The organism is Gelidibacter salicanalis (assembly GCF_016469035.1).
Taxonomy (GTDB): domain Bacteria; phylum Bacteroidota; class Bacteroidia; order Flavobacteriales; family Flavobacteriaceae; genus Gelidibacter; species Gelidibacter salicanalis_A.
In genome coordinates this window covers 1-16848 of record NZ_JAEHJZ010000023.1, presented here as the reverse complement: position 1 = coordinate 16848, position 16848 = coordinate 1, and the positions used below count along the sequence as shown (strand labels likewise).

At 37.8% G+C, this 16848-nt stretch carries 8 protein-coding genes and 1 tRNA gene; 5 read left to right on the top strand and 4 right to left on the bottom strand.

Going from position 1 to position 16848, the window contains the following annotated elements; genetic code table 11:
• Positions 1–232 precede the first annotated feature (232 nt).
• On the bottom strand, positions 233–7462 hold the full coding sequence (locus tag JEM65_RS10260) for a malectin domain-containing carbohydrate-binding protein (RefSeq protein WP_199599115.1): 7230 nt from the start codon (positions 7460–7462) through the stop codon (positions 233–235).
• A 976-nt stretch (positions 7463–8438) separates the two neighbouring features.
• Between JEM65_RS10260 and JEM65_RS10255 the strand changes: the two genes are divergently transcribed.
• Complete coding sequence (locus tag JEM65_RS10255) at positions 8439–9761, top strand: phenylacetate--CoA ligase family protein (protein ID WP_199599114.1); 1323 nt, start codon at positions 8439–8441, stop codon at positions 9759–9761.
• Between the two features lie 239 nt (positions 9762–10000).
• A complete protein-coding gene (locus JEM65_RS10250) occupies positions 10001–10723 on the top strand; it encodes an acetyltransferase (protein WP_199599113.1) in 723 nt (240 codons plus the stop codon).
• A gap of 131 nt (positions 10724–10854) precedes the next feature.
• Here the strand turns inward: JEM65_RS10250 and rpsT are convergent, their stop codons facing one another.
• The 3 genes from rpsT to proS all read right to left on the bottom strand — a co-directional run bounded on the left by rpsT (position 10855) and on the right by proS (position 12868).
• Entirely contained in the window at positions 10855–11106 is a 252-nt protein-coding gene (gene rpsT, locus JEM65_RS10245) for a 30S ribosomal protein S20 (protein ID WP_199599112.1), read from the bottom strand.
• Between the two features lie 26 nt (positions 11107–11132).
• Positions 11133–11204 (bottom strand) — tRNA-Glu (locus JEM65_RS10240).
• Positions 11205–11389: 185 nt separating this feature from the next.
• Positions 11390–12868 carry a proline--tRNA ligase gene (proS, locus tag JEM65_RS10235; protein ID WP_199599111.1) on the bottom strand — a complete coding sequence of 493 codons (1479 nt, stop codon included), beginning with the start codon at positions 12866–12868 and terminating at the stop codon, positions 11390–11392.
• 100 nt (positions 12869–12968) lie between these two features.
• Here proS and JEM65_RS10230 point away from each other — a divergent pair, with 100 nt between their 5' ends.
• The 3 genes from JEM65_RS10230 to folE all read left to right on the top strand — a co-directional run bounded on the left by JEM65_RS10230 (position 12969) and on the right by folE (position 16787).
• Complete coding sequence (locus JEM65_RS10230) at positions 12969–14150, top strand: hypothetical protein (RefSeq protein WP_199599110.1); 1182 nt, start codon at positions 12969–12971, stop codon at positions 14148–14150.
• A gap of 28 nt (positions 14151–14178) precedes the next feature.
• Complete coding sequence (locus JEM65_RS10225) at positions 14179–15702, top strand: OmpP1/FadL family transporter (protein ID WP_199599108.1); 1524 nt, start codon at positions 14179–14181, stop codon at positions 15700–15702.
• A gap of 407 nt (positions 15703–16109) precedes the next feature.
• Entirely contained in the window at positions 16110–16787 is a 678-nt protein-coding gene (gene folE, locus JEM65_RS10220; protein WP_199599155.1) for a GTP cyclohydrolase I FolE, read from the top strand.
• Positions 16788–16848 lie beyond the last annotated feature (61 nt).

Sequence of the window (16848 nt, the reverse complement as noted above, 5' to 3'; positions counted from 1 at the left end):
ATTCTAATATAGAGCTGTTGGAGATTTACAGAAAAAAAGATAAGACTCCTTTTAAATAACTAAATTCCCTGTCAATCTTGCGCTAGTGCCAATGCACAAAAAAAATATTGTTTTTTAAAGTTTGTCTGTCCTAATTCTCAACATACATCAAGTTTAGTAAAACGGATAGCAAAAAAAATGGGAGTAGACAATTTATTTGCTACTCCCATTTATATTGGATTTTAATATCACATTAATTCTGCACTACCAGCTCCACTAAGAGTTTCCTGTTATAACTCAACATTAAGGTCAGGTAATATACACCATTTTGTAAAGTGTGTACAGGAACCGCGTAATAGTCAGCAACCACTTGGGGATTTGATATAGTTTCAATGAATTTCCCTGCGGTATCATGAAGATAAATTTTCTCAACACCATCTTTACTGGTGGCATTTAACACATATACCCTAGCAATACCTTTGGCTGGATTTGGTGCGATAATAGCCTTTAATGGTTCAAACTTGTTCACAGTAATTATTATAGACTCAGTATCGGTTAGCAATCCATCGGAAACGGTAAGCTCTACCGTATAAGTACCAGGTTCGTCAAAAATATGTATAGGATTACTGTCCTCACTTGTGCTTCCGTCTTTAAAGTCCCAAAAATAACTAATTATTCCTATATCATCAGTAGAATTACTTCCTGTAAATGATACTGCAAAAGGTGTTGTTCCCACAATTTCATCCGCAGTAATAATAGCTACAGGCGCTTGGTTGCCCCCAGCAGTCGTTACATTCCAAATAAAAGTGACCATTGTAGATTGTTGGGGCGTACCGTCATCCACTACCGTTACTTCTACTGTGTACGGACTGTTAGACGAAGCTCCTATGGAGATTGTTCCACTGATAAGTCCTGTAGTTGCATCTATAGATAATCCGTTTGGAAGCCCCGTAGCAGCATATGAGATACTACCCGCTTCAGGATCAGTAGCACTTATTTGCAATGTGATGACATCTCCCTCAACACTGGTCTGAGTATTTGGATTGGTGACCGCGGGAGGCATATTTGTTGAGTCTGAGACTACCGTAATAGTTACTTGGTCACTACTAGAATTATTTTCATCATCAGTAGCCATTAAATTGAACACATATGTTCCTAAAATCAAATTGTTGGCAGTGAGATTTGGAGTGTCAGCTCCTATCAATGATGCTGTATTTGGACCACTGATTTGTGTCCATAAAAAGGTCACCGCACCCCCATCAGGATCGCTCCCTGATCCATTTTGAGTAATTGTATTTACAGGCAAAACAATGGTTTGATCTAACCCCGCGTTAACAGAGGGAGAACGAGATTCAACAATTTCCAATCCTGAGATTTTAGGGAATTGTTTTACTGGTATCAGTTTAACCGTTAAGTTTCCGTCTGTTACCAATATATTTAAAAAGGTTTCAACAACTGCTGTAGCAGCGCCTCCTGCCGCAATGACAATATCATAATTATCTATACGCTGAGTGCCGTTCTCTATATCTATATGGAACACTCTCGATCCCACTCCTCCAGCAGAAGCGGGTACCGCTACGGCAAAATAAATCTCAGCAAAATGTAAACTTATATTATGTAATCCATTCTCAACAGGGATTTCATAGATTAAACCATCTGTACTTGTGCTAAATCGTTCCGTTTGATATAAGGCATCGTTCTCAGTATTTGCAATAGCAGCGGTTGGATTTTGGCTTACTGTACCTCCTAAAAAGTACTGATCCGCATTCCAAATCTCTCCATTAAAATTTAAATCTGGACCTCCGGAATTTATACGTACCGCTGATTTTGCTCTGGTGACCCTTAATACCATATCATTTGATGCAGATTGGTTATCATCATCTTTAACTGTTAGTCGAAAAACATAGTCACCTTCAATCAGATTAGAGACTGAAAGGTCGTCTGTTTTTTCATTTGTAATGATTGCGGTATTTGGTCCGCTAATTTGGCTCCATTGATAGCTGGTTATAAAACCACCATCTGGATCATAGGCAGACCCGTCCAATACCACAGAAGTGCTCGGTAGTGAAATAGTTCTATTGCCTCCCGCATCAACAATAGGTGGAAGCGAACTACCACCACTAAGCATAACTTCTATTCCTGATACTTTTGGAAAGTCCACAACTGAAGTAAACGTTATGGTTAAAAATCCATCATCTACAGTAATACCCGTAAAATGTTCAATTACTGCCGTTGCACTTCCTCCTGCAGCCACTATTATATCATAGTTACTAAGTTGTTTTTGTCCATTTTCTATATTCACGTTAAACACTCTTGACCCTTCTCCTCCAGTTGATCCCGGACCAGATATTCCAAAATAGATCTCCGCAAAATGAAGGTTGATATCATAAATACCCGATGCAACAGGAATATTATAAACCATATTACCCTTAGTAAGATATCTTTCTGTTTGATACAATTGATCGTTGGCCGTATTGGCTATTCTAATTGGTTGCATAAATGTACTCCCGCTACTGAAATACTGATCTTCAGACCATTCAATAGCTTCAAATGTATATTCAGGTCCTCCAGAATTAATCCTAATCGCCAATACTTCCGCTAATACGCTTACTGTAACCTCGTCAAAGGTTGTAACGCCTTCATCGTTGGTAACTGTCAGCCTAAATACATAATCTCCTGCAATAAGGTTACTAGCCGTAAGCTCTTTAGTATCGCTTCCACTTAATGTGGCCGTATCAGGGCCGCTAGTCTGCGTCCACATGAAAGTTACAATTCCTCCATCGACATCACTTCCCGTGCCATTCAATACAATACTGTTGGCAGGCAGTGCTAGGGTTTGGTCCTCTCCCGCATTTGCCACAGGTTCTCGATTCTCTGAAGAAAGTGTGGTATTCTCATAGATTCGTGGCACTTTGTTTTTGAGCCATCCGTTGGAGATCACGTCCAAATCGCCGTCATTATCTATATCCGTTACCATGGCACCATCATGGTGTTCGAGGTTTAAAGTGCCGTCATCAAGTATACGGGTTATCCAGGTTCCAGAATTACAAAGGTCGTTCTCAAAAGCAATCAGGCGCTTACTTCCCAGCCATTCTCCCACCACAATGTCCATGTCTCCATCAAAATCAATATCTATCGCAAACACACTAAGACTCCCCTTAACCGAATCACTCAATTTATGTTTTATCCAAGGTTTGGTCGGATCTGCAGGTGCTTCAAACCAAGCGAATTCGGAGCGATTGGGATTGCTTCCAAGCCCTAATTGACCTACCACTCCGTCTAATCTTCCATCACCGTTAAAATCAGCCAATTGTACCCTATCCGGAGTAGTTACATATGTAATACCAGTAGAAAAGGTGGTCCAGATGCCGTTGCCCTCATTTCTTAGCCAGTTTATTCCTTGGAAAAGATCTAAGTCGCCATCCCCATCTATATCTCCCGCCTTGATATCCTCTCCTGAGGAATCGTTACTGATGTCTACCAAAGTCCAGGTGCCAGTGGAGGGGTCATTAGAAGGCGTCAGCAATTGTACTGGCGATTTTGTTGATTCCGCACCATTCCAATTGATAGCCATCTGATAAGGAACACCTTGACCATAATTGCCACCGGCAATACCTGCTAAAAACGGTTCATTATAAGTTGTTTTTCCAGCTGGAATATTATTGTACACCGTAAAATTCCCTGAGCCATCATTCTTGGCCCATAGCAATTGGGCACTCTTATACTCATTACCTGCACCTGATCCTAAGGCTGTTCCCAAGAGGTCCATATGGCCGTCGCCATCAAAATCATATACATGTACCACATTGCCAAAACCATTACCAATCGTACTTTTTACCCAATTGCCAGATGCTGAACCAGGGTTTTTGTACCACCAACCTCCGGTTACAATGTCCTTTAAGCCGTCTCCGTTTAGATCATAATCTGGAATAGTATAAACTGCCGTATAAGAATTTGCTTCTAATTGATGGACTACCCAAGAATCAGGAAATAACGTGGTATTACAAGTCCCTTGATCAGTAACCGCTATCATAATCTCTTCATATATACCTGTTGGAATGTGATTCTCCGTATAAAGTTCTAAGCGGATTATATGGCTGCCCAACTTCTGATTCTCAATAGTAATAGGCCCATAATTATAGTGAGGTCCTACCACTACCCCGTCTATGGAATAGTGCATATGGGTATCCCCTTCAGCAATTGTCCAATTCTCAACAGAAAAACTAACCTCAAAAGTCTCATTTATATTCCAACCGTCCTGAGGGCTTAAAATGCTTATTTTAGGTTCAACCTTAAATGCATCCGGAGAGAGAATTTCTATTCCAGATAATTTAGCACTATTTACAGAGGACGTAAATTGAATATTAGCTACTCCATCTGTCACAGAAATATTATTAAATTCTTTCTTAAGTGCGGTGGCTGGATCAGTCTCCGCCAAAATATCGAACTTATTCAAAACAGTTACACCTTCAATACTTACACTAAAAATTCTATCTCCAGCGGCCCCTGAATTACTCCCTACTCCAAAATATAACTCAGCAAAATGCAGCCGTATGTCATATTCACCAGCAACAGGCACAGGGATAGCGTAAGAGAAACTCCCGTAACGTTCTGTTTGATACAAAGCATCGTCATCAGTTCCTGCAATCGGGGTTATATTGGCATATAGTTTACCACCTAAAAAATGTTTGTCTTCACTAAATATCTCAGAATCCAATGTGGTTTCAGGACCACCAACATTAATCCGTATGGAACCCATGGTGGAAAAAGTATAATTTCCTGTAACGACAGCCATTCCTGAAAGATTTTGGACATTACTGATTTTAAGATTATAGACTACACCCGAACGTAAAGGAGATACATTTAAAATGACCGTACGACCATCTGATTGAAGAACAGCGGAAGTGATACTGATTCCATTGTCTAGCATATAATTTTTAAGTTGCTCTGCAGTAGTTTTTGTTACATATTCCGTAAAAACAACCTTGACTTGTGATGTACCAATGGGCTCTACACTACCTATAAGGGGTGGTGAATTATCTTTAGATACTCCTTCACCCATAAACTCCACATAATTCAAGTGGAATATATTTTGGTTAGCAGTAGCGTGTTTAAAAACGAAGAAAAGATCGTTCTTTCCTCCTGGATCAATAATCTCTGATTCTACCGCAACCCAAGAGTCTAAACCACCAGTGGATGGAACACGTGTAGCCGCTAATAATAAGCCGTTTGGACCGCCCACTCTAAGTTCTATAGTGCCACCACTCATGGCTGATGCCACTTTATATTTTACTGCCTTAATATTATGTAGATTTCTACCGGAAAATGATATATATCCATTTTTATTAACCTGAACAGCCTCAGCCCCTCCTTCTAAAGGATCGGTATTAGCAATAATGGTTGTTCCATTTTGGGTGTCAAAAAACTCCGCTTCCTTTCTTTTTGGGTGCAATTGAATTTGATCAAATGCTGTCAATCCACCAGAATCCGTATAATTGGCGTTTAAGACGTAGAAAATATCCATTTCTCCATCAGCGCCATGTGTATTATCAGCATCCAAAGTCAAGATGGTTGGGCAGCCGGTGAGTGTAAGTTCATCGTGAAAGTGATTTAAGTGTCCTAAGGAAGGAACTAGTTTCACATCCTCACAATCAATAGCACCATCTTCATCATCGGTAACTTTGAGCTCTACGTCAATATCATCTTGCCAATTCATCAATCCACCATCTGGAGGATAAATGAAGGTAAAATTGGTGGCATTATTTCCTGCATGAATTGTAATATTATTCACACCAACACCACCTTTCCCATCTCTTACCCTCAATTGTACTTCATAGGTTCCCGCAACAGTATAGGTATGTGTAGGGTTGGCTTCTATATAGTCAATAGTTCCGTTACCGTCAACATCCCATTCATAGAACAAAGGCATATCTCCGTTAGGATCAGTGGTTCCTTCACTAGAAAATTGCACAGTTAGATCCAAAGATCCGTTAGTTTTGTCTGCGGCAATTTTCACATTTGGCGGTGCATTGGTGGTTATACCAGTATAATCTACCCTAATTAACCGTCCTGTACCCACATTTTGAGGACAGCATCCAGCACCATACGCCAAGATATACATTTTGCCATCAGGGCCTATTGCCATATCTATAAACCCATTGAACGCTGTTGAATTACCAGGAAAAACACCAGGAGCAAATCTTTCATTTGTAATAATATTACCTTGAGCATCCATTTTTACAGCCCATATTTTACTAGTATTAAAATCGTAATAAAAAAAAGCGCTATCAAATTCTATTGGAAGTCTTTGCGCATCAGTTAAACTTGAATCATAATGATATCTTGGACCTGCAAAAAAGCTTTTATGGAAGATTTCAATCCAAGCCGGTTTTGCAGGAGGCAACACCTTGGCACCAGTATTCCATTTCGATTTATTTTCTGGAGCAGCCGGAGAGCTTTTGGCCGGAGTTCTATAAGGAATGCCATACGCATCATTATCCTGGCCCGCAAAATAGGGCCATCCATAATTGCCTGCCGTCTGGGTCAAATTAATCTCATCCAACCCTTCTGGCCCCAGGTTTGGGTCCTCTTTACTGGCATCGGGCCCCACGTCTCCCCAAAAAAGCCAATCTGTGTCCTCTTTATCTACAAATATCCTATAAGGATTACGAGCGCCCATGACATAAATTTCTGGTTTAGTCAATGGAGTTCCCGGAGGAAAAAGATTACCTGTTGGGATGGTGAATCCACCATCTGCCGTTGGTTTAATTCGCAAAATTTTCCCTCTTAAATCATTGGTATTAGAGGAAGATTTTTCCGCGCTATAATCTGAGTTGTCTTCATTCCATGCCGCATATAAGTTGTCATACCCTGCATTGTCTCCCGTTGCGATATAAAGATTACCTTGAGAATCAAAGTCCATACCACCTCCAGAATGAAATTTTGCTGTACGTGATGTTACCCATTCCAACAGTATACTTTCCGACCCCAAATTAAGGTCGTCGCCATCCATCTTAAATCGAGAGACCCGATTAACACTTTTTGCAGCTGGAGAATAGGTTAAGTAAATAAAAGAATTGTTCTGAAAATTTGGATCAAAGGCAATCCCAAGTAAGCCGTCCTCCAATTCATGAAAAACTGATAGTGAACCAGCGGATATAGAGGTTTGGGTGTCCGTTTTATAAATTAATAGTTCACCATATCTATCAAGAATAAAAATTCTCCCATCAGGAGCAAATTTCATAGTGGTTGAATTTCTTAAACCAGTGAGCAAATCTACTTGCTGAAATTTATTCTGATTGACAATTGGAAGCTGAGCATTCACTCCCGCCACCACTGTAATGAATAGACAAATAAAAATAAAAGAGAGTCGTGGTTTTAAAATACCCAAGTCATTTACCTTACGATTATATTTACTTATTAAAATAAATTTAAAAAAATGGGTTATTAAAAAATTAAGGTTCTGGAATAATGTTGTTTTCATAATCAAGGAGGTTAAGTAATGGTCTAATTTTATGGGGTTTATTTATAATGGCGTAATAAATATAACCTTTAAAAAAAAAGCTCGAATAAATCTGATATTTATTCGTTGAAAACAAAACGTTTAACGTTCAAATACAAATTATGAACACATAAAAATCTGGGAGTTAGATGAAGGTGTTTTCACTTAAATCAGAATACAAAGAAACTTTAGAGCGGATTGTGAACCCTAAGAATAACTATATTCTTTTTTATAAAGAATGATCCACCAAAGGTATTTATAGCCTATTAATTTACTGTTTACAGATAGAAACTCCAAAGAAATTGTTTAACCAACCTATGATAATCTGAAATTTTACAGGGTTAAAATTCACTCTTCCTTGTAATCTACAAATTATGATCAGGAGATGGAAGATACCTATAACTCCGATTTTCAGAGCCCATGCTCGCTCAACGCTGATATGGGAACGCAATTTACCAAAGGCTTTCTCCCATTGTAGTTTTTAAACCGCACATTTAGCTTTAATTGTGGGCGTGTCTTAATACTATTGAAATCCAGTACCCATATCATTTTTTGATCCATTCAATTAATCCTCTTGTACTTATAATGCAATTTCCTACACACATTTACGCGTGCTTGCGTAAAAAAATATCAAATGACAGACTGAAACATATCATGACAGTAAGCTAAAATTATAAGATGTTAAGGACTAACGCTGATGTCTCTTAAAATATTTAACACTCATTTTGTATAACATTAACATCAATTCATACGTTTTTGATAGAATTATCAGATCATATTTATTAACTTTGAAACCTAGAAATCAAGAGCTAAAAGACTGATTGTCTTGCGTATTAAGTTTCGATTTAAAACGTAACAAATAAAATGAATTTGCTACGACTTTCGCATTTGGAGTACATAATCAGCGTCTCCGTTTTCACAAGTTTAATATTTGTAGTTTATAATAAAATAAAAAAACATGCTACAGTCGATTAAGAAAAAGATTTTTTGGTCATTGGACGCCTTAAAAGGGGGAAGGATAAGAATACATTATAATGACATCAATCTTATTCTCACAGATATAGATTCTGATGAATCAAAAAATAGAAGAGCCGAAAGTTTAGACCAACTTTTGAAGCATGCAGTCACTACCACTCCTTTTTATAAAAATTTTTATAACTATAAGGGGTTGGATGATTTTACGGTGATTGACAAAAATATCATCCGGGATTATTATGAGGATTTTAAGTCTTCAGCATATAAAAATAAAAAAAAATATTCTGTTTATACCAGTGGCTCTACCGGTACGCCGTTTACATTGTTGCACGATAAAAATAAGCGCAACAGAAATTCTGCAGACGTTATTTACTTTGCTCAGCAAGCAGGATTTGAGATTGGTCATAAGTTATATTATGTAAGACACTGGGATCAATATAACAGCCCTAAACTTTGGATGGCAAGAATTAAGAATATATATATGCACCCCGTTTCAAAATTATCCAAAACCGATTTGGAGATTTTATTGCGGGATATGTCTGAAGACAATTCTCCTAAAGGAATTATGTGCTATGCCTCTGTTCTGGATGAATTAAAAACTTATCTCGAAGGCCCACATCCTAAACCCGTGGTTAAAAATGTAAAATCTATAATCGCCATTTCTGAATCTTTAAAAGAAGACGCCAAATTGAGTACGGAACACTATTTTGGAGTACCTGTGGTCTCACGCTACTCTAATGTGGAAAACGGAATTTTGGCACAAAAGAACGCAGCGTCTGGAGAGTATCAAATTAATTGGGCCAGTTATTTATTAGAAATATTGGATATGCATACCAATGCTCCTGTCAAGCCTGGAGTTTTTGGTCGTATTGTAATCACGGATTTATATAATTATTGCATGCCAATGATTAGATATGATACTGGAGATATAGGACAGTTGTCCATTTCTCATAAGAATGGCGCAAAGCATAGGATTCTGGAAAGAGTGGAAGGCCGGAAAATGGATATGATCTATAAAACCAATGGAGAAATGACGTCTCCTTTTATGGTCTATCATATATTAAAATATCCACATATCAGACAGTACCAATTTATTCAAGAAAATAAGACCCAATACAAATTAAAACTTAATGTTCTACCTGAATTCCGAAGTGCTGATAATATTGTGACTGAATTTAAAAAGCACTTGGGTAGTGACGCCGAAATTTCTTTAGACTATGTAGATGACATTCCTTTACTTTCTTCTGGAAAACGAAAATTTGTGATTAATAAATTCAGAGGGGGTAAAGAAAAAGAGCACGTGTAATGTCATGAAATTTTTATTGATCCATATGCACATTTCCCATAAATATCCTTAATTCTAAAGATGTAATTACAAGGAAGAATTTGAAGCACTTTCAAAATGAATAAAAAATCCGTTAGGTGCTTCTAAAGCTAATTTATGCAAATAACTGATTTAGTTTGAGACCTTTTAAGAAGAATAAGTATATTTAAGAATTATATTTTATTCAAGACGATGGGTAAAACGAGATTAATCCAAATGAAATGAAACGAAAAATTGTAATAATAGGAGCATCTGGTCACGGAGGGATGTTATTAGATTGTATTGAGAAAGAAGCCAAGTATTCTGTTTTAGGGTTCTTAGACTCGTACAAGGAAAAAGATTCTTATTATAGTGGATTGCAAATATTGGGCAACGAACAGGACATTCCTAAACTAATAGAAGAACATGATCTTTATGGTGTAATAGTAGCTATAGGGAATAATTGGACAAGAAAGAAGATGGTGGATAAATTAATTGAAATAACCCCCGATTTAAATTTTGTTTCAACAATTCACCCGAGTGCGGTAATAAGTAGGAATGTTCAAATTGGTAAGGGCACCGTTATTATGCCTAGTGCCATAGTGAACTCCAACTCTAAAATTGGCGATTTTTGCATACTGAACACCAATTCGTCATTGGGCCATGACGGCACAATGGAAGACTATTCCAGTATTTCTTCAGGGGTATGTACAGGAGGAAATTTAATGCTGGGTGGGTTTTCAGCCATATCTCTAGGCGCTAATGTTATAGAAAACATTAACATAGGGACACATAGCGTTGTTGGCGCTGGTGCTATGGTAGTCAAGGATGTGGAGGAAAAAACCGTAGTATATGGCGCCCCTGCACGTTTTATAAGACATAGAGATATGGAGGATCCTTATTTAAAAGGAGATCGTTGTCCACCTCAATTGAATGGGCAACTCAATATAAAACGCCTCCCCTAACTCATTGTGATAAAAAGCATTTTCTTAAAACTCTACATGCTTAGGGTGATTCAATTTTTCAATATAAAGCATAAAAAATCCATTCTATATGAATGGATTAGTTTGTATAGGATTTAAACGCTGTTCCTTTATTATAAAGAAGCAATGTGTAGTGCCAAACCTGATTTCAAATTAGCCGCTTTCTTAGAATGAATAATATTCTTCTTAGCTAATTTATCAATCATTGCAGACACTGCAGGTAACATTTCTTGAGCTGCCTTTGCATCTTCCAATTCACGTAATTTTTTGATAGCATTACGAGTTGTTCTGTGTTTATACCTATTGGTTAAACGCTTAGCTTCACTACTTCTGATTCTTTTTAATGCTGACTTATGATTTGCCATTTTCTTTCTTTCTTATTAAAAAATTGTAGCCCGTAGGGGAATCGAACCCCTCTTACCAGGATGAAAACCTGGCGTCCTAACCGATAGACGAACGGGCCATTTAATTTATTTCAAGTGCAAATTAATAACTTTTTTTATCAATATGCAACCATTTCAAATGAACTCACACTATTTATTGTGAACTGTCTAACATGACTATTGACTATTCATGTCTTTCAGCGGGTGCAAAAATACAACTATTTTTAAATGTTGCAACACCTAAATCAACTTTTTTTGAAAAATTTTAATAAGCCTTGGCAAACAACACTCTACCAACAGAAGGTTTTCCAGTAAACACGCAGGCTCCTGCTTCTTTTTCTTGGTCTAAAGGCACACATCTAATGGTGGCTTTTGTTAGCTCTTTAATCTTATCTTCTGTTTCAGGAGAACCATCCCAATGTGCTGAGATAAAACCTGTTTTAGAGTTTAAAACAGTTTTAAACTCCTCAAAAGTATCGACCTTTGTAAGGTGCGAATTTCTAAAATCAAGTGCTTTTTTAAATAAAGTATCTTGAATTTCTTTAAGCAAACCGTCAATCTTGTCCGCCAAACCATCAAGTGCCACATTTTCTTTTGACAAGGTGTCTCTGCGCGCTAGTTCAACAGTTTTGTTTTCGAGATCTTTTGGTCCTATTGCAATTCTTAAAGGCACGCCTTGCAGCTCATACTGCGCAAATTTAGCTCCTGGACGCTGTGTTGTACGATCGTCATATTTACAACTGATTCCTTTTGATTTGAATTCGGTAATCAAGTTTTTAGCCACATCTCCTATTTGCTTTAACTGCTCATCCGTTTTATGGATGGGCACAATGACCACCTGAATTGGTGCTAAATTAGGAGGCAGCACTAATCCTTTATCATCACTATGCGTCATTATCAAAGCACCTACCAGACGTGTCGAAACACCCCACGAGGTGGCCCACACATAATCCAGCTTCCCTTCATTGTTTGTGAATTTCACATCAAAAGCTTTGGCAAAGTTTTGCCCTAAAAAATGCGATGTTCCAGCTTGCAGCGCTTTACCATCTTGCATTAACGCTTCAATACAATAGGTTTCTTCAGCACCAGCAAATCGTTCGCTTTCTGTTTTCACCCCTTGAATGACCGGAATAGCCATAAAATTTTCAGCAAAATCAGCATAGACCTGATTCATCAATTGCGCCTCGGCCAAAGCTTCTGAACGAGTTTCATGAGCCGTATGCCCCTCTTGCCATAAGAACTCAGCGGTTCTTAAAAACAAACGTGTGCGCATTTCCCATCGCACCACGTTGGCCCATTGGTTAATTAAGATCGGTAAATCCCTATAACTTTGAATCCAACCTTTATAAGTGCTCCATATAATAGCCTCACTGGTGGGTCTTACCACAAGCTCTTCTTCTAATTTTGCTTCCGGATCCACACGCAATTTTCCCGGATTATCAGGGTCATTTTGCAACCTGTAATGTGTGACCACTGCACATTCCTTTGCAAAGCCTTCGGCATTTTTCTCTTCTGCCTCAAACAGACTTTTAGGAACAAAAAGTGGAAAATAGGCATTTTGATGACCAGTTTCCTTGAACATTCTATCTAGCTCAGCTTGCATTTTTTCCCATATTGCGTAGCCATATGGTTTGATCACCATACACCCTCTAACTGCCGAGTTTTCAGCCAAATCAGCCTTCACTACGAGTTCATTGTACCATTTGGAATAATCTTCCGCTCTGCTTGTAAGATTTTTACTCATTGCCTGTCTTTTGGCACAAAAATTGTGCTTATGTTAAATAAATAATTAGTTCGACAAAACTAACTATTTTTGTAATGTTCAACAATAAAAACAAATAGATATGCAATTTAAAACTTACTTATATAAAAAATTGCCATTTTTTGTTGCACTAAGCTCTATTTTCATTTTAGCTTCTTGTGGTTCATACCAATACGCTGGTTATGACAATGATGGCATATATAGATCAGAAGCTCCTCAAGAACAACGCTATGAAGAAGCCCCTCGAGGCTATTATGACGATGTAAAAGCCAACAATAACAGCTATTATAAAGACTATTTCGGTCAGAAATCTCAAGAGTTTCAAAATCTTGCCCAAGACGACAACGTGATCTTCACGGATATTGACGCCTATCAAGGTGATTATACTGACGACCAAGGTGATATTGTTTATGAAGAGGGTTATGCTGGATGGGGACAAGACAGTCAGGATGTAGACATTAATATCCATTTCAACACGAACAGCTGGTACCCATATAGCAGATACGGCTATTACAGTCCTTACCGTACTTGGGGCTATGCAGGTTGGGGCTACTCAGGGTTTTATGACCCATATATGCCTTATGGGTATTATGGTGGTTTCTATCCTTATTATGGTTATGGTTATGGCTACGGTCACAATTATGGCTACGGTCATTATCCGTATTACGGTTATAACTATAATAACCAATATTACAACAATAACAGAAATGTGTCTTATAGTAATAGCAGACGCGGAAGCGCCTATACAAACACCTCTCGCTCTACTTTAAGCAGAAATGCGTCCTCTACAATAAATCGACGTTCTTCAACTTTAAATAGAAGCAATTCTAGCATTAACAGAACCAACTCTAATGTTGGTAGGCGTAGCTCCGTGAATTCTACTGAATCGAGATCGCGAGTAAATTCGACTAACACGTATAGAAGAAGCAATACTACCCCATCTCGTACCAATACCACCAATAGGGTAAGAAGTACTTCTCCTAACAGGTCAGTTCAGCCCGCGACAAGAACGAGAACTCAAAATAGAGCGCAGCCTACTACAAGATCTAGAAGCAATAGCTCGGGCACCAGAAGTGGTAGCTCAAGCAGAAGAAGCGGTAACAATGTTTCAACACCAGTAAGGTCTAATAACAATTCAAACTATTCGCCTTCACGTTCTAGTTCTAGTTCCTCCCCATCGGCAAGAAGCTCAAGTAGTACTCCTTCAAGATCATCAGCGCCAGCAAGAAGTTCTGGTGGAACTTCAAGACGTGGCAGTAGATAATAATCACAATTATAAAAAAATTAAACATATGAAAAAGTTAAATTTACTATTCATAGCAGCCCTATCTATGTCTAGTATGATGGGTCAGGACATCGCTGATGCCGTAAGATATTCACAAGATGAAGTTCAGGGAACTGCACGATTTAGAAGTATGGGAGGCGCTTTTGGGGCTCTCGGGGGCGACATGTCGGCGGTGAGTATCAATCCTGCTGGGTCATCAATTTTTATGAATAGCCATGCCTCTATTTCCATATCCAATTTGGATACCAACAATACTATCAATTATTTTAACGGGGCTAACTCATCATCAGACTCTAAGTTTGATTTGAACCAAACGGGTGCAGCGTTCGTATTTAATAACACAAATATAAATTCTCCTTGGAGAAAATTCACGTTAGGGGTTGCCTATGATAAAATTTCAAATTTTGAGAATGCTTGGAATGTTAGAGGCGTCAACACCAATGCGCAATCTATTGGCGATTATTTTCTCGGCTATGCACAAGGGTTGAGATTAGATCAAATATCAGCTTTTGAAGATGAAAGTCTGTCTTCCGCTTATGCTGATATCAATAGCACTTATGGATTTGGCAATCAACAAGGTTTTTTAGGTTTTGAATCTTATATAGTTGAGCCAAACTCGAATGATGACGCCAACACCTTATATTATTCAAATATTGTTGGGAATAATTTTGATCAAGAATACACCTATGCTTCCACAGGCTACAACGGTAAATTTAGTTTTAATGCCTCCACACAATACGGCGACAATTTTTATTTTGGATTGAATCTAAATTCACATTTTATCAATTACGAAAAATTTACAGATTTATACGAAACCAATACCAACGCCGGTTCTTTAGTCAAAGAGGTACGTTTTCAAAATGGACTTTCTACTAATGGAAGTGGGTTTTCGTTTCAAGTAGGTGCTATTGCAAAAATAAACGAAGCTTTACGTGTGGGACTCTCTTATAACTCTCCTACATGGTACACCATCTCTGATGAAACCACACAATATCTTGGTACCGTAAGAAATGAAAATGGCTCTAACCTAACTCAAATCATTGATCCGCTTGTGGTGAATGTTTTCCCAGATTATAAATTACAAACCCCAGGAAAAATCACAGGAAGTTTGGCCTATATTTTTAGCGATAAAGGCTTGATCAGTTTTGATTATTCGAGAAAAGATTACGGCAATACAAAATTCAAACCGACATCTGACACCTATTTTTCTACTCAAAATGGAATTATGAATGACGTTTTGAAGAACGCTTCTACCTACAGAATTGGTGGTGAATATAGAATTAAGCAAATCAGTTTAAGAGGTGGTTACAGACTGGAAGAAAGTCCTTATGAAAAGGATTCTTTTTATGGAGATCTAAATGGTTACTCTCTAGGTTTCGGATATAATTTTGGGAATCTTAATTTAGATTTAGCTTATGAGCATTCTCAAAGAGAATATAATCAGCAACTATATACCGTAGGTCTTACGGATGCTGCGCAAATTGACACAAAAGTCAACAACGTAACCTTAACTTTAGGGTTTACTCTGTAAGTCTCTTATTTAATATACAGCATTAAAAAGCACTCTTTATTGGAGTGTTTTTTTTGTTCTAGTGCCGCTTAAATAACACAAATGTATGTCGTGACGACAGCATCAAATTTCACAAAAGACCCTGGCCAGTCATCACGACAACAGTATAGAACTTAAATGAACAACCTCGACCCAAGGGTATGAGGTATCAAGTAGAAGTTCCTTTTNNAATTCATTGCTTCGCAACTTTTAAAAATTGAGTTTCACTAATTTGAAACAAGAACTGAATTTAAGAGATTTCCTGGTTGCCTAGCAATAAAATATCTAAGCTAATGCTATGATTTTATATTTGTTTATCTTTGCAACTTATTTCAATTAAACACACCATTGACAACGTTGAGGCTACTGATGGATTTACAAAAATGACTATGAATACACATAAAAATATACAAGATATTGATGCGTTTGGTGATGATCACGTAGGCACATCTGCAGACACACCTATGCGAAGCGATGCCTTTAAGCTTTCTTCTGATGAAAAAATAGACATCATTAAGGATGATGTAAGGCATATTATGGAAACTTTAGGGCTCGATCTTACTGATGACAGTCTTCAGGGTACGCCATTGCGTGTGGCAAAAATGTTTGTCAAAGAAATTTTCGGCGGTTTAAGTCCTGACAGAAAACCAAACGCTTCTACTTTTGAAAACAAATATAAGTATGGTGAAATGTTGGTGGAAAAAAATATCACCCTCTATTCTACTTGCGAACATCATTTGTTACCAATAGTTGGTAAGGCTCATGTAGCTTATATTAGCAAAGGTACTGTTGTTGGACTTTCAAAAATGAACCGTATTGTAGATTATTATGCCAAAAGACCTCAAGTACAGGAACGTTTGACCATTCAAATTGTTCAAGAATTGCAGAGAGTATTAGGCACTGATGATGTTGCCTGTGTTATTGACGCCAAACATTTATGCGTCAATTCTCGTGGAATTAGAGATATTGAAAGTAGTACGGTAACTTCAGAATTTGGTGGTGCTTTTAAAAACCAGGATACACGTCGTGAATTTTTAGACTATATTAAATTAGACACCCATTTTTAAATGAACAACCTCGACCCAAGGATACGAGGTATCCAGTAGAAGTTCCTTTTTTATTTCGACG